Origin of the sequence: Streptomyces sp. NPDC056580, assembly GCF_042793175.1 — a bacterium.
Lineage (GTDB): Bacteria > Actinomycetota > Actinomycetes > Streptomycetales > Streptomycetaceae > Streptomyces.
In genome coordinates this window covers 471,312-495,286 of sequence record NZ_JBHTVE010000001.1, presented here as the reverse complement: position 1 = coordinate 495,286, position 23,975 = coordinate 471,312, and the positions used below count along the sequence as shown (strand labels likewise).

18 protein-coding genes are annotated in these 23,975 nt (G+C 73.5%); 13 read left to right on the top strand and 5 right to left on the bottom strand.

The annotated features are described in order from the left end of the window. Nucleotides 1-5 precede the first annotated feature (5 nt). Nucleotides 6-1,199, bottom strand: a complete 1,194-nt coding sequence (locus tag ACFQ9Z_RS02300) for a glycosyltransferase (RefSeq protein WP_383009744.1) — start codon at nucleotides 1,197-1,199, stop codon at nucleotides 6-8. 39 nt (nucleotides 1,200-1,238) lie between these two features. On the opposite strand from ACFQ9Z_RS02300, the gene ACFQ9Z_RS02295 reads away from it, so the two are divergent. The 6 genes from ACFQ9Z_RS02295 to ACFQ9Z_RS02270 all read left to right on the top strand — a co-directional run bounded on the left by ACFQ9Z_RS02295 (nucleotide 1,239) and on the right by ACFQ9Z_RS02270 (nucleotide 8,130). After that, nucleotides 1,239-2,033 (top strand): glutamate racemase, encoded by a 795-nt coding sequence (locus ACFQ9Z_RS02295; RefSeq protein WP_383009742.1) that lies wholly within the window; start codon nucleotides 1,239-1,241, stop codon nucleotides 2,031-2,033. Between the two features lie 96 nt (nucleotides 2,034-2,129). Then, nucleotides 2,130-2,675 carry a hypothetical protein gene (locus ACFQ9Z_RS02290; RefSeq protein ID WP_383009740.1) on the top strand — a complete coding sequence of 182 codons (546 nt, stop codon included), beginning with the start codon at nucleotides 2,130-2,132 and terminating at the stop codon, nucleotides 2,673-2,675. A 402-nt stretch (nucleotides 2,676-3,077) separates the two neighbouring features. After that, entirely contained in the window at nucleotides 3,078-4,691 is a 1,614-nt protein-coding gene (lnt, locus tag ACFQ9Z_RS02285) for an apolipoprotein N-acyltransferase (RefSeq protein ID WP_383009738.1), read from the top strand. A 66-nt stretch (nucleotides 4,692-4,757) separates the two neighbouring features. After that, a complete protein-coding gene (locus tag ACFQ9Z_RS02280) occupies nucleotides 4,758-5,237 on the top strand; it encodes an NUDIX domain-containing protein (RefSeq protein ID WP_383009736.1) in 480 nt (159 codons plus the stop codon). 54 nt (nucleotides 5,238-5,291) lie between these two features. Continuing rightward, nucleotides 5,292-6,101, top strand: a complete 810-nt coding sequence (locus tag ACFQ9Z_RS02275) for a 3-hydroxybutyrate dehydrogenase (protein WP_383009734.1) — start codon at nucleotides 5,292-5,294, stop codon at nucleotides 6,099-6,101. A 76-nt stretch (nucleotides 6,102-6,177) separates the two neighbouring features. Then, complete coding sequence (locus ACFQ9Z_RS02270; RefSeq protein WP_383009732.1) at nucleotides 6,178-8,130, top strand: helix-turn-helix domain-containing protein; 1,953 nt, start codon at nucleotides 6,178-6,180, stop codon at nucleotides 8,128-8,130. Nucleotides 8,131-8,329: 199 nt separating this feature from the next. Here ACFQ9Z_RS02270 and ACFQ9Z_RS02265 read toward each other — a convergent pair whose 3' ends face one another. From ACFQ9Z_RS02265 to ACFQ9Z_RS02250, 4 genes are all read right to left on the bottom strand, one after another. Next, nucleotides 8,330-9,706, bottom strand: coding sequence for an MFS transporter (locus ACFQ9Z_RS02265; RefSeq protein ID WP_383009730.1), 1,377 nt, complete (start codon nucleotides 9,704-9,706; stop codon nucleotides 8,330-8,332). 391 nt (nucleotides 9,707-10,097) lie between these two features. Then, nucleotides 10,098-11,120 carry a TolB family protein gene (locus ACFQ9Z_RS02260; protein WP_383009728.1) on the bottom strand — a complete coding sequence of 341 codons (1,023 nt, stop codon included), beginning with the start codon at nucleotides 11,118-11,120 and terminating at the stop codon, nucleotides 10,098-10,100. A gap of 23 nt (nucleotides 11,121-11,143) precedes the next feature. Further along, nucleotides 11,144-12,496, bottom strand: coding sequence for an MFS transporter (locus ACFQ9Z_RS02255; RefSeq protein WP_383009726.1), 1,353 nt, complete (start codon nucleotides 12,494-12,496; stop codon nucleotides 11,144-11,146). A gap of 26 nt (nucleotides 12,497-12,522) precedes the next feature. Then, complete coding sequence (locus ACFQ9Z_RS02250) at nucleotides 12,523-13,371, bottom strand: glycosyltransferase (RefSeq protein ID WP_383009724.1); 849 nt, start codon at nucleotides 13,369-13,371, stop codon at nucleotides 12,523-12,525. Nucleotides 13,372-13,809: 438 nt separating this feature from the next. Between ACFQ9Z_RS02250 and ACFQ9Z_RS02245 the strand changes: the two genes are divergently transcribed. From ACFQ9Z_RS02245 to ACFQ9Z_RS02215, 7 genes are all read left to right on the top strand, one after another. Then, nucleotides 13,810-15,156 (top strand): exopolysaccharide biosynthesis polyprenyl glycosylphosphotransferase, encoded by a 1,347-nt coding sequence (locus tag ACFQ9Z_RS02245; protein WP_383009723.1) that lies wholly within the window; start codon nucleotides 13,810-13,812, stop codon nucleotides 15,154-15,156. A gap of 23 nt (nucleotides 15,157-15,179) precedes the next feature. After that, nucleotides 15,180-16,235 (top strand): Gfo/Idh/MocA family protein, encoded by a 1,056-nt coding sequence (locus ACFQ9Z_RS02240; protein ID WP_383009721.1) that lies wholly within the window; start codon nucleotides 15,180-15,182, stop codon nucleotides 16,233-16,235. 28 nt (nucleotides 16,236-16,263) lie between these two features. After that, nucleotides 16,264-17,247: an NAD-dependent epimerase/dehydratase family protein gene (locus ACFQ9Z_RS02235; RefSeq protein WP_383009719.1), complete on the top strand. Its 984-nt coding sequence runs from the start codon at nucleotides 16,264-16,266 to the stop codon at nucleotides 17,245-17,247. After that, on the top strand, nucleotides 17,244-18,383 hold the full coding sequence (locus ACFQ9Z_RS02230) for a DegT/DnrJ/EryC1/StrS family aminotransferase (RefSeq protein WP_383009717.1): 1,140 nt from the start codon (nucleotides 17,244-17,246) through the stop codon (nucleotides 18,381-18,383). Before ACFQ9Z_RS02235 ends, ACFQ9Z_RS02230 begins: the two co-directional genes overlap by 4 nt. Then, nucleotides 18,380-19,090: an acetyltransferase gene (locus ACFQ9Z_RS02225; protein ID WP_383009715.1), complete on the top strand. Its 711-nt coding sequence runs from the start codon at nucleotides 18,380-18,382 to the stop codon at nucleotides 19,088-19,090. The genes ACFQ9Z_RS02230 and ACFQ9Z_RS02225 overlap by 4 nt, the downstream gene beginning before the upstream one ends. Continuing rightward, nucleotides 19,087-20,205: a DegT/DnrJ/EryC1/StrS family aminotransferase gene (locus tag ACFQ9Z_RS02220; protein WP_383009713.1), complete on the top strand. Its 1,119-nt coding sequence runs from the start codon at nucleotides 19,087-19,089 to the stop codon at nucleotides 20,203-20,205. The genes ACFQ9Z_RS02225 and ACFQ9Z_RS02220 overlap by 4 nt, the downstream gene beginning before the upstream one ends. A 114-nt stretch (nucleotides 20,206-20,319) precedes the next feature. Beyond that, the gene (locus ACFQ9Z_RS02215) at nucleotides 20,320-23,877 is read left to right on the top strand and encodes a DUF4082 domain-containing protein (RefSeq protein WP_383009711.1); all 3,558 of its coding nucleotides are present in this window, start codon (nucleotides 20,320-20,322) and stop codon (nucleotides 23,875-23,877) included. The last annotated feature ends 98 nt before the right edge of the window (nucleotides 23,878-23,975 follow it).

Below are 23,975 nucleotides of genomic sequence, written 5' to 3'. Positions count from 1 at the left end.
CGGGGTCAGCCCTCCTCCGGCCGCACGTCCGGACGCGCGTACGTGCGGCCCTTCCAGGCCGCGCCCCGCCCCCGGTAGTGCTGCACGGCCGAGTCGACCGTCATCAGGAGATAGAGGAACGCGGTGAACGGCAGCAGCGGCGCGAGCCACGGCGGCTGCCGGTAGTAACGGAGCATCGGCAGGTACGTCCCCGTCATCACCGCCCACGCCAGCGCGCCCGCCGCCAGGGTGGCCGCGCTGCCCGCGACCGCCCCCGTGACGACGGCCGCCGGCGGCACCAGGTACACCAGGGCGAGCCCGGCGACCGTGCCGAGCAGCAGCGGCGGGCTGTGCCGCAGCTGGGCGTAGGCGCTGCGCGAGACCATCCGCCACAGGTCGTGCAGCCGGGGATAGGGGCGCACGCTGTCCACCCGCTCGGCCAGCCCCAGCCAGACGTGGCCGCCGGCGCGCCGCACCGCGCGCGCGAGGGCGACGTCGTCGATGACCGCGTGCCGGATGGCGTCCGGAATCCCCGCCCGCCCGGCCGTGTCCGCGCGCAGCAGCACGCAGCCGCCCGCCGCTGCCGCCGTGCGCGATCCCCGCCGGCCGATCCGGCGGAACGGGTAGAGCTGCGCGAAGAAGTAGACGAACGCCGGGACCACGAGCCGCTCCCACAGGCTCTCCACCCGCAGCCGCGCCATCTGCGACACCACGTCGAAGCCGCCGGTGCGGGCCGCCGCCACCAGCTCGCGCAGGCTGTCCGGCGCGTGCGCGATGTCGGCGTCCGTCAGCAGCAGGTACTCGGGGTCGCGCGTGCGTGCCAGGCCGATGCCGTGCCGCACCGCCCAGAGCTTGCCCGTCCAGCCCGCCGGCGGCTCGCCGGGGGAGTCCACGGTCAGCGGCAGCCCGCCGTGCCGGCGCGCCAGCTCGCGGGCCAGTTCCCCGGTGCCGTCCGTGCTGCCGTCGTCCACCAGGACGATCTCGGCGCGCCCCGGATAGTCCTGGGCGAGCAGCGACGGCAGGCTCGCGGGCAGCACGGCGGCCTCGTCCCGGGCCGGGACCACGACGCACACCGGCGGCCAGGCGCCGGGACTGCGGCGCGGTGGCAGCCGGACGTCCGTGCGCCAGAAGAAGCCCTGGCACAGCAGCAGCCAGCACCAGGCGGCGAGGGAGGCGACGGCGATCCACACGATGGCGCTCACGGCCGCAGTCTGCCCCACCCGGCCGGCCGGACGGGGCCCATCGTCTATCGTGGCCGGGTGAAGATCGCGCTCATGGACTCCGGAATCGGCCTGCTGGCGGCCACCGCCGCGGTACGGCGCCTGCGGCCCGACGCGGATCTCGTCCTCTCCCTCGACCCCGACGGCATGCCCTGGGGGCCGCGCACCGCCGAGGACGTCACCAGGCGTGCGCTGGCCGTCGCGGAGGCCGCCGCGGCCCGCCGGCCGGACGCCCTCATCATCGGCTGCAACACCGCCACCGTGCACGCGCTGCCCGCCCTGCGGGCCCGGCTGGAGCCCGGTATCCCGGTGATCGGCACGGTCCCGGCGATCAAGCCGGCCGCCGCCGGCGGCGGCCCGGTCGCCATCTGGGCCACGCCCGCCACCACCGGCAGTCCCTACCAGCGCGGGCTCATCGAGGAGTTCGCCGACGGCGTCCCGGTCACCGAGGTGCCCTGCTGGGGTCTGGCCGAGGCCGTGGAGCACGCGGACGAGGCGGCCATCGACGCCGCCGTCACCGCCGCGGCCGCGCTGACCCCGGACGACGTCACTACCGTCGTCCTGGGCTGCACCCACTACGAGCTGGTGGCGGACCGCATCCGCGCCGCCGTGAGCGGCGGGGGCGCCACCCCGCTCGCCCTGCACGGCTCCGCCGGGGCCGTGGCCGCCCAGGCCCTGCGCCGCCTCGGCGAAGCGCCCACCCCCGAGGCCCCCGCCGAGGGCGCGCTGACGGTGCTGCTCAGCGGCCGCGAGGGCGCGCTGCCCGCGGCCGCGCTGCACTACCCCGAAGGGCGGCTGCTGCCGGCCGCCGGGCCGCTCGCCGACCGGCTCTGATCCGGGGCGCGCCCCGGCCCGGATCCCGGGCCGCACGGCGCGGTCACCCTCCGCGTGCGGGTACCCGCGCACCGGAATCTGAGTAATCTCATAACCATGAGCGAGCACCGCCACTCCGAGGACGCCTCGCACCCCGACGTCTGGACCGGACGCGCCACCAACCGGGTCCAGTGGCTGCTGGCCCTGGTGGGCGCCGCCTGCATGGCGCTCGGCATCGAGCTGGCGGTGGCGTCCGCCTGGACCTCCTCCGTCGCCGCGCTGGCCATGTCCGTCGTCGGCTGCATCGCGGCCGGACTGCTGGTCCTCTTCGGGACCCTGGCCTTCGTGCACGTCGACCTGAGACTCGACAAGGACTGCCTCGAGGTGCGCTGCGGCCACATCGGGGTGCCGCGCCGCCGCATCCCGCTCTCCGAGGTCGCCGGAGCCGACTTCGCCGCACTCGTCACCCCCTGCAACTGGGGCGGCTGGGGTTACCGCTGGCGCCCCGAGAAGGGCACCGCGGTCGTCGTCCGGCGCGGCGAGGGCATCGTGCTCAGGCTGTGGGACGGCCACACCTTCACGATCACCGTGGACAACGCGGAGTCCGCGGTCCGCGTGATCAGGGCCCGGCTGAGGGCGATCACACCGGGCACCACCAGCTGACCGGCGGCTGTCACCCGACCGGCCCCCGCGCCCGCAAGGTCACACCGGGGCCCCGCGACGCCCGGCCGTGCCATCGCCGCGGTGACGGCGTCCGGCGCCCGCCGTCACCGCGAGATAGCCCGGAACGTCGCCGATCGCGGTCCGCGCCTGCCACGGCCCTGTTGCCGTCGACACCGCCCCCCATCCTCGTGCCCGGCTCCCCGGCTCCCCGGACCCGCGGCGGCCCCGGGCGTGCGCCCGACCGGCCGCACCGCCGAGGCCGGGCGCGCGCTGTGAGGGCCGAGGGCCGCTCGGCGGACGTGCCGCGCGTGAACGCGTGCCCGGCGACAGCAACGCCTGGGGCCGCCGGGACGGCTTGGACGGCGCTGTCGGCATGGAGGGCGACCGCCGTACACTCCCCGGGTGACCGTCACCGCAACTTCCGTGGACCAGACCGACCAGCTCAGGCCGCCCTCCGAGCCCACGGCGCGCGGCCGCCGGCTCCTGCGGCGTCTGGTCCCGGCCGCCGCCTCCGCCCTGTGCGGTGTGCTGCTGTACGTCAGCTTTCCGCCGCGCACCCTGTGGTGGCTGGCGCTGCCCGCCTTCGCCGGCTTCGCCTGGGTGCTGCGCGGCCGCCGCTGGAAGGCGGCCCTCGGTCTCGGCTACCTCTTCGGGCTCGGCTTCCTGCTGCCGCTGCTGGTGTGGACGGGCGTGGAGGTCGGCCCCGGGCCCTGGCTCGCCCTCGCCGCCATCGAGGCGGTCTTCGTGGCCCTGGTCGGCGTCGGCGTGGCCGCGGTCTCCCGGCTGCCGGCCTGGCCGGTGTGGGCGGCGGCCCTGTGGATCGCCGGTGAGGCGGTACGCGCGCGCGTGCCCTTCCGCGGTTTCCCCTGGGGCAAGATCGCCTTCGGCCAGGCCGACGGCGTCTTCCTGCCGCTCGCCGCGGTGGGCGGCACACCGGTACTCGGTTTCGCCGTCGTCCTGTGCGGTTTCGGCCTGTACGAGGCCGGGCGCCTGATCGCCGAGCGCCGCCGCACCCGGACCCTGCGGCGCGGCGCCGCGGCCGCGGCCCTGCTGAGCGTCGCCGTCCCGGTGGCGGGAGCGGTCGCCGCCCGGCCGCTGGTCAGCGACGAGGCGCAGGCCGGCACGGCGACCGTCGCGGTCATCCAGGGCAACGTGCCCCGCGCCGGTCTGGAGTTCAGCGCCCAGCGCCGGGCCGTGCTCGATCACCACGCGCGGGAGACCCTCAGGCTCGCCGCCGACATCAAGGCGGGCAAGGCCGCGAAGCCGGACTACGTGCTGTGGCCGGAGAACTCCTCCGACATCGACCCCTTCACCAACCCCGACGCGGCGGCCGTCATCGACGAGGCGGCCAGGGCCGTCGGGGTGCCGATCTCGGTCGGCGGGGTCGTGGAGAGGGACGGCAGGCTGCTCAACGAGCAGATCCTCTGGGACCCGGCCAAGGGACCGACCCAGACCTACGACAAGCGGCAGGTGCAGCCGTTCGGCGAGTACCTTCCCCTGCGCGGCCTGGTCGGCGCCATCAACAAGGACTGGACCGGTATGGTCCGCCAGGACTTCAGCCGCGGCAGCGAGCCGGGCGTCTTCGACTTCGGCGGCGCCAGGGTCGGCCTCGCCACCTGCTACGAGGCCGCCTTCGACTGGGCGGTCCGGGACACCGTCACGCACGGCGCGGAGATGATCTCGGTGCCCAGCAACAACGCCACTTTCGACCGCAGCGAGATGACCTACCAGCAGCTCGCCATGTCCCGCGTCCGTGCCGTCGAGCACAGCCGGACCGTGACCGTGCCGGTCACCAGCGGCGTCAGCGCGATCATCATGCCCGACGGCCGGATCACCCAGCGGACCGGCATGTTCGTGCCCGCCTACCTCGTGCAGAAGGTGCCGCTGCGCACCTCCGAGACGCCCGCGACCCGGCTCGGCATCCTGCCGGAGATCGCCCTGGTGCTGGTCGCCGCGGGCGGACTCGGCTGGGCGATCGGCTCCGGCCTGCGCGCCCGGCGCGCCGGCGGCGCCTGACCGTACGACGGCGGTACGCCCCCTGACGTGCGAGGCGGCCATGGACCGGCCGGTTAGGGTCGGTCCATGGCTACTCCTGACTTCATCCGCACCCTCAGGGCCAGCGCCGGCACGCAGCTGCTGTGGCTGCCCGGGGTCACCGCGATCGTCTTCGACGACGACGGCAGAGTGCTGCTGGGCCGGCGGTCCGACACCCGCAGGTGGTCGGTGATCGGCGGCATCCCGGAGCCGGGCGAGCAGCCCGCGGCCTGCGCGGTGCGGGAGGTGTTCGAGGAGACGGCGGTGCGGTGCGTCCCCGAGCGGGTCGTCCTCGTCCAGGCCCTGGAGCCGGTCACCTACACCAACGGCGACGTCTGCCAGTACATGGACATCACCTTCCGCTGCCGGGCGGTGGGTGGCGAGGCGCGGGTGAACGACGACGAGTCGCTGGAGGTGGGCTGGTTCACGGTGGACGCCCTGCCGGACCTGCACGAGTTCGGGCGCTTGCGGATCAAGCAGGCCATGTCCGAGGCACCCACATGGTTTGACCCTACGACTATTTGCTGAAGTATGGGTGGCGGCCACATGTGGTGAGGGTTGGGCCGCGCCTATCGTCGGCTCATGACCACGTCCAGCCCCCCGCTCGCCGCCCCGTACCCGTCCCTCGACCTCGGTGGCCGCACCGCCCTCGTCACCGGCGCCGCCAGCGGCATCGGCCGTGCCTGCGCGCTGCGGCTCGCCGCCGCCGGCGCCGAGGTGAGAGCCGTCGACCGGGACGCGGCGGGCCTCGCCGAGCTGACGGAGCTCGCCCGGCGGGCCGGCGACCTCGCGGGCACGGTCGTAGCCCACCCCCTGGACCTCACCGACCTCGACGCCGCCGAGCGCGTCGCGGCCGGCACCGACGTCCTGGTCAACAACGCCGGACTGCAGCTCGTCCGCCCCCTCGAGCAGTTCCCGCCCGAGGTCTTCCACACCGTGCTGACCGTGATGCTGGAGGCGCCCTTCCGGCTCATCCGCGGCGCCCTGCCCCACATGTACGCCCAGGGCTGGGGGCGGATCGTCAACGTGTCCTCCGTGCACGGACTGCGCGCCTCCGCCTTCAAGTCCGCCTACGTGGCCGCCAAGCACGGCCTGGAGGGCCTGTCCAAGACGGCCGCGCTGGAAGGCGCCCCGCACGGGGTCACCTCCAACTGCGTGAACCCCGCCTACGTGCGCACCCCACTGGTGGAGAAGCAGATCGCCGACCAGGCGCAGGCCCACGGCATCCCCGAGGAACGCGTCCTGTCCGAGATCCTGCTCAAGGACAGCGCCGTCCAGCGGCTCATCGAGCCCGAGGAGGTGGCCGACGCGGTGGCGTACCTGTGCGGCCCCCAGGCCTCCTTCGTCACCGGCACCTCCCTCGTCCTCGACGGCGGGTGGACGGCCCACTGAACCGGACGGCGCCGCCGGGCCCGGCAGTTTTCCACAGGCCCGACGGGCCGGGCCGCCGATGCGGAATCCTGTGACCATGTCTCGTGATCACCTGCAGCAGGCCGGACCCCCCGCCACCGAGGGCGCCGCGGGGGCGCCCGACGACGGCGCGGGGGCCCCGTACCTCGAGCTGCTGGCCCGCGACGCCCCGGTGGAGGCCTACGAACAGCCGGTGCTGCTCGCCCGTGCCGGGGGGCAGCCGGCCGACCGGGTCGCCACGCTGGAACGGGCCAAACTGCTCGCCCTGCGGGTGCGCTCCGAACTGGAGGGGCGCCGCCGGCGCGAGGCCGAGCTGTCGGCGCTGTTCGAGACCGCCCACGACCTGGCCGGACTCCGGGACCTGGACGCCGTCCTCCAGGCCATCGTGCAGCGCGCCCGGTCGCTGCTGAGCACGGACGTCGCCTACCTCAGCCTCAACGACCCGGCACGGGGCGACACCTACATGCGCGTGACCGAGGGCTCCGTGGCCGCCCGCTTCCAGCAACTGCGCCTCGGCATGGGCGAGGGACTCGGCGGCCTGGTCGCCCAGACGGCGCGGCCCTACGTCACCGACGACTACTTCAAGGACGCGCGCTTCCGGCACACCCGCGCCATCGACGCCGGCGTCGAGGACGAGGGCCTGGTGGCCATCCTCGGCGTACCGCTGATGCTCGGCCCCAACGTCATCGGCGTCCTCTTCGCCGCCGACCGGCGCGCCCGCGTCTTCGAACGCGGGCAGATCGCCCTGCTCGGCTCCTTCGCCGCGCTCGCAGCCGCCGCCATCGACACCGCCAACCTGCTCACCGAGACCCGTTCGGCGCTGGCCGGCCTGGAGCGGGCCAACGAGATCATCCGGGACCGCAGCGCGGTCATCGAGCGCGCCTCCGATGTGCACGACCGGCTCGCCGAACTGGTCCTGCGCGGCGGCGGGGTGCACGACGTGGCCGCGGCCGTCTCCGAGGTCCTCGACGGGACGGTGGAGTTCACCGAGGCAGGCACGGCGCCGGCCGCGGCGCTGAAGGCCTCCCGCACCGAGGGACACGCGGTGCGCCACCAGGGCGACTGGATCGCCGCGGTCGCCGCCGGCGGCGAACTCCTCGGCGCGCTCGTGCTGCGCGGCCACCCGGACCTGGACCCGGTCGACCAGCGCACTCTGGAACGCGCGGCGATGGTCACCTCGCTGCTCCTGCTGGCCCGCCGTTCCGCCGCCGAGGCCGAACACCGGGTGCGCGGCGAGCTGCTGGACGACCTCCTGGACGCCCGCGACCGCGATCCGCGCCTGCTGCGCGAACGCGCCACCCGCCTGCACGCCGACCTGGACACCACCCATGTCGTCCTCGCCGCCCGGCTGGACGGCCCGGCCGCCGACGCCGACGAGGAGGCCGCCGCCCGGCGCCGCCTCTGGTCCGCCGCCTCCCACCTCGCCGCCACCCGGCATGGTCTGGCCGCCGCCCGGGACGGCGGCACGGTCCTGCTGCTGCCGCTCGCCGCCGGTGACAGCGCCACGGAACTGGCCCGCCGGACCGCCCGCCACCTCGGCACGGCCGTCCACCAGCCGGTCACCGTCGGCGCCTCCGCCCCGGTCACCGACCTCACCGTCCACCACGACACCGTGGCCGCCGCCTACGCCGAGGGCCGCCGCTGTCTGGACGCGCTGCTCCTGCTGGGCCGCGGCGGAGACGGCGCGGCGGCCGAGGACTTCGGCTTCCTCGGCCTGCTGCTCGCCGGCGACCGGGACGTGGGCGGCTTCGTCGGCCGCACCATCGGCCCGGTGGTGGACTACGACGAGCGCCGCGGCACGGAACTGCTGCACACCCTCGACGCCTACTTCGCCTGCGGGATGAGCCCCGCCCGCACCAAGGACGCCCTCCACGTGCACGTGAACACGGTCGCCCAGCGGCTCGAGCGCGTGGGCCGCCTGCTGGGCCAGGACTGGCAGGCGCCGGCCCGCGCCCTGGAGATCCAACTGGCCCTGCGGCTGCACCGGCTGGCGACCCCCGAACGGCACTGACCGGCCCCCGGGCCGGCACCGACCGGTCACCGGAACGGCGCCAACTGGTCCCCGGAACGGCGCCAGTCCCCGGAACGGCGCCAACTGGTCCCCGGAACGGCACTGACCGGCCCCCGGGCCGGCGCCGACCGGTCCCCGGAACGGCGCCGACCGGCCCCCGCGAGGGGAGCCGGTCGGCGCGGTGAGCCGTGCGGGACGGTCAGACGGTGCCCGCCCTGGCCGCCGGGCTGGCCTCGGCGCGGTCGTCGTCCCGGGATTCCACCTCGGCGAGGTCCCGGTGCCGCGTCTCCTGGGCCACGCCCACGGCGATCAGCGTGAGCACCGCCGCCGCGATCACGTACAGGGCGATCGGGGTGGAGCTGCCGTAGTCCGACAGCAGCGCGGTGGCGATCAGCGGCGCGGGCGCGCCGGCGGCCACCGAGGCGAACTGGGCGCCGATCGAGGCACCGGAGTAGCGCATCCGGGTCGCGAACATCTCGGCGAAGAAGGCCGCCTGGGGCGCGTACATCGCCCCGTGCAGCACCAGCCCGACGGTCACGGCCAGCAGCAGGTACCCGAAGGAACCGGTGTCGATGAGCCGGAAGAACGGGAACATCCACAGCCCGACACCGGCCGCGCCCAGCAGGTAGACGGGCCGCCGCCCGACCCGGTCGGAGAGCGCACCCCAGGCCGGGATCACCGCGAAGTGCACGGCGGAGGCGACGAGCACGGCGTTCAGCGCCGTCTGCTTCGAGACGCCGGCCGAGGTCGTGGCGTAGACCAGGATGAACGCGGTGATGACGTAGTAGCTGATGTTCTCCGCCATGCGGGCGCCCATGGCGACGAGCACGTCCTTCCAGTGGTGGCGCAGCACGGAGACGAGCGGCAGCTTCTCCGGCTTCTCCGCGCGCCGGCTCTCGGCCCGCTGCAGCGCCTCCTTGAATACGGGCGACTCGTCGACGGAGAGACGGATCCACAGGCCGACGATCACCAGCACACCGGAGAGCAGGAACGGTATCCGCCATCCCCAGGTGCCGAAGGCGTCGTCCGAGAGCACGGCAGTGAGCAGCGACAGCACACCGGTCGCCAGCAACTGCCCGGCCGGCGCCCCGGTCTGCGGCCAGGCCGCCCAGAACCCGCGCCGCCGCGCGTCGCCGTGCTCGGAGACCAGCAGCACGGCGCCGCCCCACTCACCGCCCAGTGCGAACCCCTGCACCAGGCGCAGCATGGTCAGCAGCACCGGCGCGGCGGAGCCGACGGTGGCGTGCGTGGGCAGCAGCCCGATGGCGAAGGTCGCCCCGCCCATCATCAGCAGACTCAGCACCAGCAGTTTCTTGCGCCCCAGCCGGTCACCGTAGTGCCCGAACACCAGGGCGCCCAGCGGCCGGGCCGCGAAGCCGACGGCATACGTCAGGAAGGACAGCAGCGTTCCGACGAGCGGGTCGGAGTCAGGGAAGAACAGCTTGTTGAACACCAGTGCGGCGGCGGAACCGTACAGGAAGAAGTCGTACCACTCGATGGTGGTGCCGATGAGGCTGGCGGCGACGATGCGGGGGAGGTTCGAAGGAGCGGGTGGGGCGCTTGCTGGCGACGACATCGGCACCACTTCCTGCGTGTGACGGGGACGTTTGCGTGTCGCCACACCGTAGGAAGGCAGAGGTCGTAGGCGTATGTGGCGGGGCACCATAGTTTTGTCCGTGGGAGTGCGTGCGTCGACCATGAAGGACGGTGCCTTCTCGGCCACCCGCCTACCCGCCGGCCACGTGGCGGGACCCGCCTCCCGGCGGGCCACGTGGCGGGACCCGCCTCCCCGCGCTTCGGTCGGCGGGTCCGCGTGACTCGTGCGCCGCTCAGTCGGCGATCTCGACCTTCCCGTTGAGCTGGGCGGAGCGCGGCGACCGGCCGGCTGCCGCCGTGGTGGTGCGCTCGGCGATCCCCTCCAGCAACCCGGTCAGATCGACGCCGGTGGTCGAGCCGAGGAGTTCGATCTACAGCGGCGCCGGCGACGAAGCGCCGGGGATCAGCAGGCGGGGGGCGCCCGTGCCGTCGGCGGGCACCGTCCACAGGTCGGCAACGCCCACCTCGCCGTCGGCGGGCAGGGCGTAGGCGAGGGTGCGGTCGTCCAGCCAGGTGGCCTGGTCGTCGACGCTGTGGCGTTCGGCCAGGGGTGTCTGGCGCAGGGTGCGCAGGTCGAGGACGTACTCGTGCCAGAGCGTGGCGCCGGACAGGACCCGCTTCTTGAACGCGACCCGTGTGCCGTCGGGGGAGAGCGAGGGGCACTCCACGTTCTGGACCAGGGTGGTGACCGTACGCCGGGAGACCGAACCCCGGACCAGGTAGGTCCTGCCGGCCGTGTTGAGGGTGGCGTAGAAGGTGTCGTCGTCGGCGGCGAAGGTGACGCCCCAGAAGTTGACGTCCGAGGCGTGGTACGGCTTGCCGTCCTTGACGACGGAGAACTTCTCCAGGCTGGGGACGAGCCGCATGGTGCGGGTGTCCAGGATCGAGGTCCGGGTGGAGAAGAAGGCCGAGGAGTAGGACTCCCCGGAGACGAAGACGGTCCAGGCGGCGAAGCGGCCGCTGGGCGAGACCCGGGCCCGGCTGGGGGTGCCGGCGAGCGGGAAACTGCGCCGGGTGCGCAGGTTCGCGTCCAGGAGCAGGGCGCGGTTGCTCTGCTTCAGGACGCCCGGCTCGGACCGGAGGCAGACACCGGTGCCGGCCGCCGCGTAGAAGCGCGCGCACTTCAGGTCCGAGGCGACCCGCCGGCCGCCGGGGTCGGCCGACGGCACCGAGGCGACCGAGGCGCGGTGCGGGCCGGCGGCCGCGTTGACGAACGCCAGCCGGTGCTTCTGGGCGAGCGTCAGCCGGCCCTCGCCGACGGCGGGGCCGCCCGCCCGCGGCCGGTCGGCACGGTCGGCGCGGTCGGCGGCGTGCAGGACGACGCCGGTGCCCAATCCCGCGAGCAGGAGGACCGCCGCGGCGAGTATGAGCAGGCGGCGATGGAGCGTTGTCATGCGGGTCCTTGGGGCTGAGGTGGTCATCGGGTCCCGCCGGCCGGCCGCAGGACCAGGCCCGCGACGGCCGCACAGCACAGCAGGCCCACCGCCGACCCGGCCAGCGCCGGGCCGTCGCCCCACACCGTCCAGGCGGCGCCGAAGGCGAGCGAGCAGCAGAACCGGGCCAGCGCCTGGCTGGTGCCGACGATGGCGAGGCCGCTGGCGCGCAGTTCCTCGGGCACGAGGCCGGCGAGGGCGGCCGGGAGCACGCCGTCGGTGGCCGCGTAGAAAGCGCCGTGCAGGGCGAGCACGGCCGGGGCCAGGACCGGAGTGGCCGGCGCCCACAGCAGCAGGGCGTAGGCGGTGAGCAGGCCCATGTGCCCGGCGAGGAACACGGTGCGCCGCCCAATCCGGTCCGCGAGCGCGCCGACGGGCACGGCGAGCGACAGGAACACCACGGCGGTGCCCAGCGGCAGCAGCGTGAACCACTGCTCGCCGATGCCCGCGCGGCGTTGCAGGAGCAGATAGACGAAGGCGTCGCTGACGGTGGTGAGGCCGAGCAGCGCGGCGCAGCCGGCGAGCGCCCGCAGGCGCGGCAGGCGCAGCAGCGCCAGCGCCTCGCGCACCCGCACCGGCGGCGTACCGTCCGACGCGTCAGGCCCGTCCGGCCCGCTTGTTCCGTCCGGCCCGCTAGTTCCGCCGGGTCCGCCAGTTCCGTCCGGTCCGCCGGGCCCGGCCTCCCCGTCCGTCCGTGCCGTCTGCCGCCTGCCGGGTACGAACAGCACCAGCACGAGCACGCCGAGCGCGGCGACGCAGGCGCTCACCCCGAACACGGCGTCATAGCCGTCGGCCGCCGCGCGCAGGATGAGGAAGGCCGCGAGCGGGCCGAGCATCGCGCCGGTGGTGTCCATCGCCCGGTGCACGCCGAAGGCGCGGCCCTGGTCCCGGGCCGGCGTGGAAAGGGAGATCATCGCGTCGCGCGGGGCGGTGCGCAGGCCCTTGCCGGTGCGTTCCAGGGCGAGGACCGTGCCGAGCGTGCCGACGCTTCCGGCGAGCAGCAGCAGCGGTTTGCACAGCGCGGACAGGCCGTAGCCGAGCCCGGCCATCAGCTTGTGGTTGCGCACCCGGTCGGCGAGGTGGCCCCCGGTGAGCTGGACCAGGGCGCTGAACCCGTTGTAGACGCCGTCGAGGGTGCCGAACCCCAGGGGGCTGAAGCCGAGTCGGCTGACCAGGTAGAGCGGCAGAACGGCGGTGACCATCTCGGAGGAGACGTCGGTGATCAGGCTGACCGTGCCGAGCACGAGCACGACCGGGGCGACCCGGCGTCCGGGGCCGTTTCTGCGGACCCGCCCGGTGTCCGCCCTGGCGGGTGCGGAACGGTCGGTGAGGTACATGGTCGGGGACTCCAGGTGCGGTGCGATCAGTTCTGCCGGCTGCTCTCGTCCCGCAGCCAGGTGCCGAAGTCCTGTTCCCTGATGGCTTTTCTGGCCCGCCACCGGGCGACGACCGCCGCGGCCACGAAGACCACGGCACCCGCGAGGAGCCTCGGCTCCTGACGGACCACGGCCAGCAGATCCGCCTTGCCGGTGCGCGCCGACGCCTGCGCCGGGTCCCGGTGCCGCTCGACCTGGGCGGTGGACACCGCGGCCCGGATCCGCCGCCTGAGCAGGTCCGACCAGGTGCGCGGCGGATGGACCACGACCCGGGCCGCACCGACCACGAGCCGCTCACCGGGGGCGAACGCCAACGACGCGGCCAGGTCGTCCGCCATCAGCGGCGGCAGGGCTGCGATCCGGGCGTACCCGGCCTCGGAGACCGCGATGACGCCCCGGCCGAACAGCCCCTCGCGCACCGCCGGGAGCCGCTGCCACACGCCGTAGTAGGCCCGCACCGGCCAGGCGCAGGCGGCCAGCGGGAGCTGCCGTTCGGGGGCGGTGGCGAGGACGCCGGAGGCGTCGTCGTCCAGCGGCCCGGTCAGCGCCCGCACGTCGGCGCCCGTGATCACGACGTCGGCGTCCACGTAGACGCGCGGGAAGCCCCGTGCGTGCTCGTCGCCGGCCCGCAGGGCCGCGTGCTTGGAGGGCACGGGGGTCTCGACCACCCGGACGCGCGAGCCGCGCGCCGCCGCGATCCGAGCGGTGTCGTCCGTGCAGCCGTTGCACACGACCACGATGTCGGTGTCGTCCCCGGCGGGGTCCGCCAGCAGCGAATCGAGGAGCCGGCCGAGGACGCGCGCCTCGTTGTGGGCCGGGATCACGATGCTCGTCACCCGGGCAGTATGCCGCCGGTGCCGGCATCGCGGTGTGTGTTTCGTCCAACTGTTCCCGCGACTGCGTCCAGTGGTCTAGATTGAGGTCCGCCGCACCGGTTTGGGAGGGACATCTGCATCTGACGCTCCGTCAAGTCGCAGATTCGTGAGCCGGATACGGCACAGGCAACAACCAACATGCAGGGCGCGCAGAGCGGTTGGGGAACCGCTGGGCGCTCCCTGGTTTTCCGGCGCCGTTGTGTTGAGGAGACGCATCGGCGTCGTTCCGGCCCTGGCCGCGGACTTGCGACCGTATGTCCGCATCGCTCGGTCAGGGGTAGCCGCGCATGTGGTGGGGGGGGCATGACCATTGAGGTCACGCATGAGCAGGTGGTTCTGGATCACAGAAGTCCAGAAGCGCGCCGAAGACGCTGGGAACGGAACTACCGTACGGCCCTGTTGGTCGCGGACGGCCTGGCGGCCGTGGCCGCGGCCTTAGTGGTCCACGGGACCTGGGGCCGCTGGACGGTGGCGCTGGTGCTGCCGCCGCTGTGGATCGTGGCGATGCTCGTCCATCGCTCGTACGACCGCCGGGCCCTGGGCCTGGGCACCGAGGAGTACCTGCGGGTGCTGCGCGGCGCCGTCGCCCTGCCGGCACTGGCGGCGTGCGCCTACTGGCTGTTCGCACGCGATCCGGGGCTGCTGCACGACATGATCGCGGCCGCTGTGCCCACCGCCGCGATCGCCCTGTCGGTCCGGTACGCGCTGCGCCGCCGGCTGCACCGGCGCTGGGCGCGGGGCCGGGACCGCAGCGCGACGCTGCTGGTCGGGCCGTCGCACGGGATAGTCGAGCTGGTCGCTGTGCTGCGCCGGGCGGGCGGCGCACAGGAACTGCAGGTCGCCGGGGTGTGCCTGAGCGACCCGGAGAACGCGGTCGCGATCCGCGAGCTGGGGATTCCCGTCCTCGGCGGGATCGCCGACATGAACGACGTCGTGCGGGCCATGGGCATCGGCACCGTGGTGGCGCTCCCGGCCCCCGAGTTCGACGCCTCCGTCCTGCGCCGGATGTCCTGGACGGCCGCCGTCCAGGACATCGACTTCCTGGTGGCGCCCGTGCTGACCGACGTCTCAGCCTCCCGGCTGGTGGTACGGCCCACCAACGGGGTCCCGCTGATGCGGATACAGGCGCCCAACCTCTCCCGCTCCTCCAGGCTGCCCAAGGAGGTGCTGGACCGGGCGCTCGCCGCGGCCCTGCTGCTGGTGCTGCTGCCGGCCATGCTGGTGATCGCCCTGGTCGTCCGGCTGGACAGCACCGGCCCCGCCCTCTTCCGGCAGCGCCGGGTGGGCCGCTACGGCAACCACTTCACCATGCTGAAGTTCCGCACGATGCGGGAGGACTCCGAGGCCCTCCGCGCGGAACTGGAGCACCTCAACCAGAACAGCGACGGGCTGCTGTTCAAGGTGAAGGAGGACCCCCGGATCACCCGGGTCGGCTCGGTGCTGCGCCGCAGCTCGCTCGACGAACTCCCGCAGCTCATCAACGTGGTGAGAGGGCACATGTCGCTCGTCGGCCCCCGCCCGTCGCTGCCCGAGGAGGTCGAGGAGTACACGCCGGACATCAAACGCCGGCTGCTGGTGAAGCCCGGCCTCACCGGACTGTGGCAGGTCAGCGGCCGCTCCGACCTGCCCTGGGACGAGGCGGTCCGGCTCGACCTCGGATACGTGGACAACTGGTCGATCGGCCTCGACCTGACCATCCTGCTGCGCACCGGGTCCGCCGTGGTGCGCGGAGCGGGGGCCTACTGATGGACCGAAGGAAGAGGGACGCAGTGACTCAGACCACGGATCCGCTGGGAGTCGCGGTCGTCGGGGCCGGCTACTGGGGCCCCAACCTCGTACGCAACTTCCAGGCCAGCGACCGGTTCCGGCTGCGCTGGCTGTGCGACCTCGACGTGGACCGGGCCCAGCGGGTCCTCGGCGGCTACTCGACGGTCCAGGCCACCTCGGACTACGCGGCCGTCCTGGCCGACCCCGACGTGGCCGCCGTCGCCGTGGCCACACCCGCCGGGACCCACCTCGACATCGCGCTGGCCGCCCTGCGCGCCGGCAAGCACGTCCTGGTGGAGAAGCCGCTCGCGGCCACCTACGCCGACGGGATGCGCCTGGTCACCGAGGCGGAGGAGCGCGGGCTCACCCTGATGTGCGACCACACCTACTGCTACACGCCCGCCGTGGGCCGCATCCGCGACATGGTCCGCTCCGGGGAACTCGGCGAGATCCACTTCGTCGACTCGGTGCGGATCAACCTCGGACTCGTCCAGAAGGACATCGACGTCCTGTGGGACCTCGCCCCGCACGACCTGTCCATCCTGGACTTCATCCTCCCCGACAACGTCGAACCGGTCGCCGTCGCCGCCCACGGGGCCGACCCGATCGGCGCGGGACAGGCCTGCGTGGCCTACCTGACGCTGCAGCTCGACACCGGCGCCATCGCCCACGTGCACGTCAACTGGCTCTCCCCGACCAAGGTGCGCACCACCATGGTCGGCGGCTCCAAGCGCACCCTGATCTGGGACGACCTCAACCCGGTGCAGCGCGTCGCGGTCTACGACCGCGGGGTGGACCTGGCCGCGCCGCAGGAGATCGGCGCGGACGAGCGCCGGGAGATGCTCGTCTCCTACCGCTCCGGTGACATGGTCGCCCCCGCGATCGGCGAGAAGGAAGCGCTGCGCAGCATGGTCGACGAGTTCGCCGACGCGATCAGGGGCGGCCGGGCCCCGCTGACCGACGGCCGGGCCGGGCTGCGCGTGCTGGACATCCTCGAAGCGGCCTCCCGGAGCCTGGAGTTCCGCGGCGCGGTCGTCGGCCTGCGCGCCGGGCATTGACAGTTCCACTAGGGAGAGGGCACTTCAGTTGAGCAGCGTACGGGGCAAGAAGATCCTGGTCACCGGAGGGGCGGGGACCATCGGGTCCAATCTCGTCGACCTCCTGGCCGAGGGCGGTGCCCGTGAGATCGTCGTGCTGGACAACTTCGTCCGCGGGCGGATGGGCAATCTGGCCCGCGCCCTGGACAGCGGCGTCGTCGAGGTCGTGGAGGGCGACATCCGCGACGCCGCCGCGGTGCGGAAGGCCACCGACGGCGCGGACCTGGTGTTCCATCTCGCCGCGATCCGCATCACGCAGTGCGCGGAGGAGCCACGGCTCGCCAACGAGGTCATGGTCGACGGCACCTTCAACGTCCTGGAGGCGGCGGTCCAGGCCGGGGTCGGCAAGGTGATCGCCTCGTCCTCGGCCTCCGTCTACGGCATGGCCGAGGACTTCCCGACGACCGAACGCCACCACCCGTACAACAACGACACCTTCTACGGCGCGGCCAAGGCCTTCAACGAGGGCATGCTGCGCAGCTTCCACGCCATGTACGGCCTGGACTACGTGGCGCTGCGGTACTTCAACGTCTACGGCCCCCGGATGGACATCCACGGCCTCTACACCGAGGTGCTCATCCGCTGGATGGAGCGCATCGAGTCGGGCGAGCCGCCGCTGATCCTCGGCGACGGCAGCCAGACCATGGACTTCGTCGACGTCCGGGACATCGCCAGGGCCAACGTGCTGGCCGCCGAGTCCGACCTGACCGACGAGGTCTTCAACGTCGCCAGCGGCACCGAGACCTCTCTGAAGGAGCTCGCCCAGGGTCTGCTGGAGGCGATGGGCGCCGAGGGCCTGGAGCCGGAGCACGGGCCGGCCCGCGCGGTGAACGGCGTGGTCCGGCGGCTCGCGGACACCTCTGGCGCCGCCGAACGGCTCGGCTTCACCGCGCGGATCGACCTGCGCACCGGGCTCAGGGACCTGGTGGACTGGTGGCGTGCGGAGCGCGCCGCGGGGGAGGCGGCCCGGTGAGCGTCGACCGCATTCCCGTGATGATCCCCTGGCTCGGCGAGGAGGAGGCCCGGGCCGCCTCCGAGGCGGTGCTGTCCGGCTGGGTCGCCCAGGGCCCCCGGGTCGCCGCGTTCGAGCGGGCCTTCGCGGAGCGGGTGGGCGCCGAGCACGCCGTCGCGGTCAGCTCCTGCACCACCGCCCTGCACCTGTCCCTCGTCGTGCTCGGCCTCGGCCCCGGCGACGAGGTCGTGGTGCCCTCGCTGTCGTTCATCGCCACCGCCAACGCCGTGCGCTACGTCGGGGCCGAACCCGTCTTCGCCGACGTCGACCCCGCGACCGGAAACCTGACCACGGCCACCGTCGACGCCGTTCGCACCCCCCGCACCCGGGCCGTCCTCGCCGTCCACCAGGGCGGCGTGCCGGCCGACGTGCACGCCCTGCGCGCCGCCTGCGCCGACTGGGACCTGCCGCTGGTGGAGGACGCGGCCTGCGCCATCGGCTCCACCGTCGGCGGCAAGCCGGTCGGCCACGGCGCGCTGCTCGCCGCCTGGTCCTTCCACCCGCGCAAGCTCGTCACCACCGGCGAGGGCGGCATGGTCACCACCGACGACGCCGAATGGGCGGCCCGCCTGCGGCGGCTGCGCGAGCACGGTATGAACGCCTCGGCGGCCGAACGCCACGCGAGCAGCAAGCCGGTCCTGGAGAGCTACCTGGAGGTCGGCTTCAACTACCGGATGACAGACGTCCAGGCCGCGATCGGCCTGGTCCAGCTCGGCAAGCTCGACGCGATGATCGCCCGCCGGCGCGAGCTGGCGGCCCGCTACGACGCGGCGCTGGGCGACGTCCCCGGCCTCACCCCGGTGCGCGACCCAGCGCACGGGCAGAGCAACTTCCAGTCCTACTGGGTGCTGCTGGACGAGGACTTCCCCGTCGGCCGGGACGGCCTGCTGGCGTCACTCGCCGGAACCGGGGTCTCCGCCCGGCGCGGGATCATGGCGGCGCACCTCGAACCCGCCTACGCCGGCCACCCCCGCGCCCCGCTCCCGGTCACTGAGCGGATCAGCCGTGACTCGCTCATCCTGCCGCTCTTCCACACGATGACCGAGGCCCAGCTGGACCGCGTCGTGACGGCGCTGCGCGAACAGGCCCGCGGATGAACGGGCTGCTGATCGTCGGCGCCGGCGGCTTCGCCCGGGAGACCGCACAGGCCGTGCGGGACGCGGGCGGCACCGAGCTGCTCGGGCACCTCGACGACGACACCGCCCTGCACGGCACCGAGGTGGACGGCGTGCCCGTCCTCGGCGGCTGCGACCTGGTCCACGACCTGTCCCGGGCCCGGGTCGTCGTCTGCGTGGGCAACCCCAGGGACTACGCGTCCCGCGCCCGGCTGGTCCGCAGGCTCGGTCTGCCCGCGCACCGGTACGCCACCGTGGTCCACCCGACGGCCTCGGTGTCGCGGACGTCCGAGATCGGCCCCGGCTCGGTGCTGCTCGCGCACTGCGCGCTGACCGCCGCCGTGCGGGTGGGCGCGCACGTCGCGGTGATGCCGCAGGCCGTCCTGACCCACGACGACGTGGTCGGGGACTGCGCCACCATCGCCTCCGGCGTCCGCCTGGGCGGTGGCGTACGAGTGGAGCGGGGCGCCTATCTGGGCTCCGGTTCCCTGATCAGGGAAGGCACGACGGTCGGCGCCTGGTCGCTGATCGGGATGGGGAGCGCCGTGCTCGGCGACGTACCGCCGGGTGAGGTCTGGGTGGGGAGCCCGGCCCGGCGGCTGCGCGCGGCGGACAGGCCCGCGCTCGACCAACTCGCGCGAGGCGACAGCGACTTCGCGACGTACGCACTGGGGGGACCGGTCACATGAACCAGATACCGCTCGTGGACCTCAAGGCGGCCCACGAGGAGGTCGCCGACGAGGTACGGGCCGGCTTCGAACGCGTCCTGGCGGACACCGCGTTCATCGGCGGCGAGGAGGTCCGCCTGTTCGAGCGCGAGTACGCCGGCTTCGGCGGCGTCGCGCACTGCGTGGGCGTCGCCAACGGCACCGACGCCGTCGAACTCGCCCTGCGCGCGAGCGGGGTGGGGCCCGGCGACGAGGTCGTGGTGCCCGCCAACACCTTCATCGCCACCGCGGGCGCGGTGGCCCGGACCGGCGCGCGGCCGGTCCTCGCGGACTGCGAGCCCGGGACCTGCCTGCTCGACCCGCAGGCCGCGCTGGACGCGGTCGGCCCGGCCACCCGCGCCGTGGTGCCCGTGCACCTGTACGGGCAGATGGCCGACACGGCGGCGCTGGCCGGCCGCCTGCCCGAAGGCGTGGCACTGGTCGAGGACGCCGCACAGTGCCAGGGCGCCACCCGCGACGGCCGGTCCCCGGGCAGCGGCGCCATCGCGGCGACCAGCTTCTACCCGGGCAAGAACCTGGGCGCCTACGGCGACGCGGGCGCGGTGCTCACCGACGACGAGGAGCGGGCCGGCCTGGTGCGCGCCATCGCCAACCACGGCGGCGTCGCCAAGTACCGCCACGACGTGCCGGGCTTCAACAGCCGGCTGGACGGGCTGCAGGCCGTCGTCCTGCGGGCGAAGCTGAAGCGCCTCGCGGCCGGCAACGCGGCCCGCCGGGCGGCCGCGGCCCGCTACGACGAACTGCTCGCCGGCCTCGCCGCGACCGGACGGGTCGTGCTCCCGGTGACGGCGCCCGGCAACGTCCACGTGTGGCACCTCTACGTCGTCCAGGTCGAGGGGGCCGACCGCGACGACATCGTGGGCAAGCTCAACGCGGAGGGCATCGGCGCCGGGGTGCACTACCCGGCGCCGGTCCACCTGACCCCGGCCTACCGCCGTCTCGGCCACTCCCGGGGCGACTTCCCGAACGCCGAGAAGACGGCGGAGCGCATCCTGTCGCTCCCGCTCCACCCGCACATCACCCAGGACCAGCAGCAGCGCGTGGCGGACGCACTCGCCCACGCCCTGCGCGGCTGACAGGTCACCGCTTCACAGCGCCACCCCGACCGCACGGGTCGGTCCTGCACAGCACCGCGAGAGGTACACATGAAGAAATGGAGCAGACGGATCAGGGGCAGCCGCCTCGCCGTCGTGGCAGCGTTGATCTGGGCGGTGCTCCCGCAGGCGGGGTCCGCCCTGGCCGCCTCCGATCCGTGCGGAACGGGTTCGAACCCCGTCGTCTGCGAGAACTCCAAACCGGGCAGCCCGAAGTCCGACTGGTTCTCGCCCAACGCCTACGGTGACATCAAGGGCTTCTCCACCAAGGAGAGCGTCCAGGCCGGTGACACCGTGCAGTTCAAGGTGCAGTCGAAGGTCTCGTACCACGTCGAGATCTACCGCCTGGGCTGGTACGGCGGCGACGGCGCGCGCGAGATGTCCACCGCGGCCCAGGCCGCCGTCACCTATCCGGCCAACTACCTCACCAGTCCGGCGAGCTGCACCAAGAAGAGCAGCACCGGCCTGGTCGACTGCGGCAACTGGCCGGTCACCGCCACCTGGACGGTGCCCAGCGGCGCGGTCTCCGGCCTGTACATCGCCAACCTGACCCAGACGGACGGCGACGGCCTGATGCCGTACCCGTTCGTGGTCCGCAACGACTCCAGCACCTCCGACATCGTCGTGCAGACCAGCGACCAGACCTGGCAGGCGTACAACGACTACGGCGGCCAGGACCTCTACGGCGGCGCCGGACCCGCGCCGGACGGCCGCGCCTACGAGGTCAGCTACAACCGGCCGCTGGACATCGGCGGCGACAACGGCATCTACGGCTCCGAGTACATGATGCTGTCCTGGCTGGAGCGCAACGGCTACGACGTCAGCTACCTGTCCGGCGTGGACGTGTCGGTCAACGGCGCCACCCTGCTGAAGAAGCACAAGGTGTACATGTCCTCCGGCCACGACGAGTACTGGACGCAGAGCCAGTACTCCAACGTCCTCGCGGCCCGGAAGGCCGGCGTCCGGCAGGCCTTCCTCAGCGGCAACGAGGTGTTCTGGAAGACCCGGCTCACCCCGAGCATCGACGGCGCGAACACGGCCAACCGCACCCTGGTCTGCTACAAGATGACCAAGATGGCGCAGAACAACGGCGTCGCCGATCCCAGCGGCACCTGGACCGGCACCTGGATGGACCCCGCCAGCACCCAGTACGGGCAGGACTACCAGCCGCCGAACATCCTCACCGGCTCCATGTTCACGGTGAACGGCTACCGCAGCGACGCCATCACCGTCCCCGGCTCGTACGGGAAGAACCGGATCTGGCGCAACACCTCCATCGCCGGCCTGACGCCGAGCCAGACCGCCACCTTCCCCGAGGGGACCCTCGGCTACGAGTGGGACAGCGACATCGACAACAGCACCCGGCCCGCCGGGGCGATCGACGTGTCCTCCACGACGGTCGACATCAACGACGGCAAGCTCCGCACGGACTGGGGCAACGTCTACGGCAACGGCACGGCCACGCACAACCTCGTCGAGTTCCGCGACCAGGACTCCGGCGCCCTGGTGTTCGGCTCGGGAACCGTGCAGTGGTCGTGGGGGCTGACCAACATCCCGACCTACGATCCGGCCGACACCGTGGTCACCGAGGACGCCCGCATGCAGCAGGCGACCGTGAACATCCTGGCCGACATGGGCGTCCAGCCGCTGACCCGGCAGAGCAACCTCGCCGCGGCGACGGCCACCACCGACACCACAGGCCCGGCCGTCACCGTGACGGCGCCGGTCTCCGGGGTCACCGTCCCGGCCCTGAAGCCGGTCACCGTCACGGGCACCGCCACCGACTCCGGCGGTGTGGTCGCCCGGGTCGAGGTGTCCACGGACGGGGGCAGGACCTGGAACGCCGCGAGCGGACTCGCCTCCTGGAAGTACACCTGGACCCCGACCACCCCCGGCGCCGCGTCCGTCAAGGTCCGCGCGGTGGACGACAGCGTCAACATCGGCACCGTCAGCACCGTCCCGCTCACCGTCGGACCGCAGGCCTGCCCCTGCACCGTCTGGCCGGCCTCCGCGGTGCCCGGCACCGTCAACGGAGGCGACGGCAGCGCGGTCGAACTCGGCACCAAGTTCCGCACCACCGTGGCCGGTTCGATCACCGGCATCCGCTTCTACAAGTCTCCGGCCAACACCGGCACCCACACCGGCAGCCTGTGGAGCGCCTCCGGCACCCGCCTGGCCACCGGCACCTTCACCGGCGAGTCGGCCTCCGGCTGGCAGCAGCTCAACTTCTCCACCCCGGTGAGCGTCAAGGCCAACACCACCTACGTCGCCTCGTACTTCGCTCCCAACGGCGGATACTCCTACGACGGCGGGTACTTCTCCGGCGGCGACGCCGGCCTGGCCCCGCTCACCGCTCTGAAGTCGGGCACCGACGGCGGCAACGGCGTCTACCACTACGGCTCGGCCAGCGCCTTCCCGTCCTCGCAGTCCTCGGGCAGCAACTACTGGGTCGACGTGGTGCTGGACACCTCGGCGGCCAGCACCACCCCGCCCACCGTCACCTCGACCTCCCCGACGTCCGGGGCGACCGGCGTGTCGATCACCGCGCCGGTGTCGGCCGTCTTCAGCTCGGCCGTCGACTCCGACGGCCTGACCTTCACCCTGAAGGACCCGAACGGCGAGACCGTGCCGGGGACCTGGACGCTCCCCTCGTCCAACAAGGCCACCTTCACCCCGTCCACGGAACTGGCGCTGCACACCACGTACACCGCCTCCGTCAAGGCCAGTGACCTGTGGGGCAACACCATGGCGGACCCGGTGACCTGGTCGTTCACCACCAGCACCGTCCCGCCGGCGGTCACCTGCCCCTGCACGCTGTGGAACTCCTCCGCCGTGCCCGCCACCACCGACATGACCAGCGACACCAACTCGGTCGAGCTGGGCACCCGGTTCACGTCCTCGGCGAGCGGCTGGGTCACCGGTGTCACCTTCTACAAGGGCGCCGGCAACACCGGCACCCACACCGGCAGCCTGTGGTCCGACGACGGCACGCTGCTCGCCACCGGCACCTTCACCGGCGAGACGGCCTCCGGCTGGCAGCGGATGACCTTCACCACCCCGGTGGCCGTCAGCGCCGACACCCCGTACGTCGTCTCCTACCACGCGCCGAACGGCCACTACGCGGTCGACGGCGGCTACTTCGCCGCGGCCCACCAGTCCTACCCGCTGACCGGCACCGCCGACACCACCGCCCACCACAACGGGCTCTACCGGTACGGCGCCGACCCGGCCTTCCCCAACAGCTCCTACGGATCCGCGAACTACTGGGTCGGCCCGGTCTTCACCGCCGACAACCCGGGCGCCTCCCTGGCGGCGCCCGGCGCCTCCGAGGACAACGCCTCCGCGCTGACCCACACCGCCGACGCGGGCGACCCGCTGCTGACCGCCCTGCCCGCCGGGGCCGCGGTGTCGTCCGTCCGGGCGACCGTGACCGTGCTGTCCGGCCCCCGGGCGGCAGCGGCCAGGAAGCTCCACGTCACGGCCGTCACCTCCTACGACCGGGCCGGCCACAAGGCGTCCGTCCACCTGTCAGGACCGCTGCCGGACGGCACCCGGTTCAAGGTCACGGTCACGGCCCGGGACAGGCACCGTCACGTGCTGAAGTCGCACAGCTGGACCCTGACCGCCAAGACCGTGCACAAGAAGAAGAACTGACCCGACACAGCGCACCGGCGGGGGGGGCCCGCCCCCCCCCCCGCCCCCCCGGCCGCGGGGGGGGGGGCCCGGCCCCGGCCCCCCCCCCCGGTGATGAG

What these genes read in the sequence shown, in the direction of transcription:
- ACFQ9Z_RS02290 (WP_383009740.1), top strand. Translation starts at nt 2,130, where the DNA reads ATGAGCGAGCACCGCCACTCCGAGGACGCCTCGCACCCCGACGTCTGG.
- ACFQ9Z_RS02280 (WP_383009736.1), top strand. Translation starts at nt 4,758, where the DNA reads ATGGCTACTCCTGACTTCATCCGCACCCTCAGGGCCAGCGCCGGCACG.
- ACFQ9Z_RS02275 (WP_383009734.1), top strand. Translation starts at nt 5,292, where the DNA reads ATGACCACGTCCAGCCCCCCGCTCGCCGCCCCGTACCCGTCCCTCGAC.
- ACFQ9Z_RS02270 (WP_383009732.1), top strand. Translation starts at nt 6,178, where the DNA reads ATGTCTCGTGATCACCTGCAGCAGGCCGGACCCCCCGCCACCGAGGGC.
- ACFQ9Z_RS02265 (WP_383009730.1), bottom strand. Translation starts at nt 9,706, where the DNA reads ATGTCGTCGCCAGCAAGCGCCCCACCCGCTCCTTCGAACCTCCCCCGC.
- ACFQ9Z_RS02260 (WP_383009728.1), bottom strand. Translation starts at nt 11,120, where the DNA reads ATGACAACGCTCCATCGCCGCCTGCTCATACTCGCCGCGGCGGTCCTC.
- ACFQ9Z_RS02255 (WP_383009726.1), bottom strand. Translation starts at nt 12,496, where the DNA reads ATGTACCTCACCGACCGTTCCGCACCCGCCAGGGCGGACACCGGGCGG.
- ACFQ9Z_RS02225 (WP_383009715.1), top strand. Translation starts at nt 18,380, where the DNA reads ATGAACGGGCTGCTGATCGTCGGCGCCGGCGGCTTCGCCCGGGAGACC.
- ACFQ9Z_RS02220 (WP_383009713.1), top strand. Translation starts at nt 19,087, where the DNA reads ATGAACCAGATACCGCTCGTGGACCTCAAGGCGGCCCACGAGGAGGTC.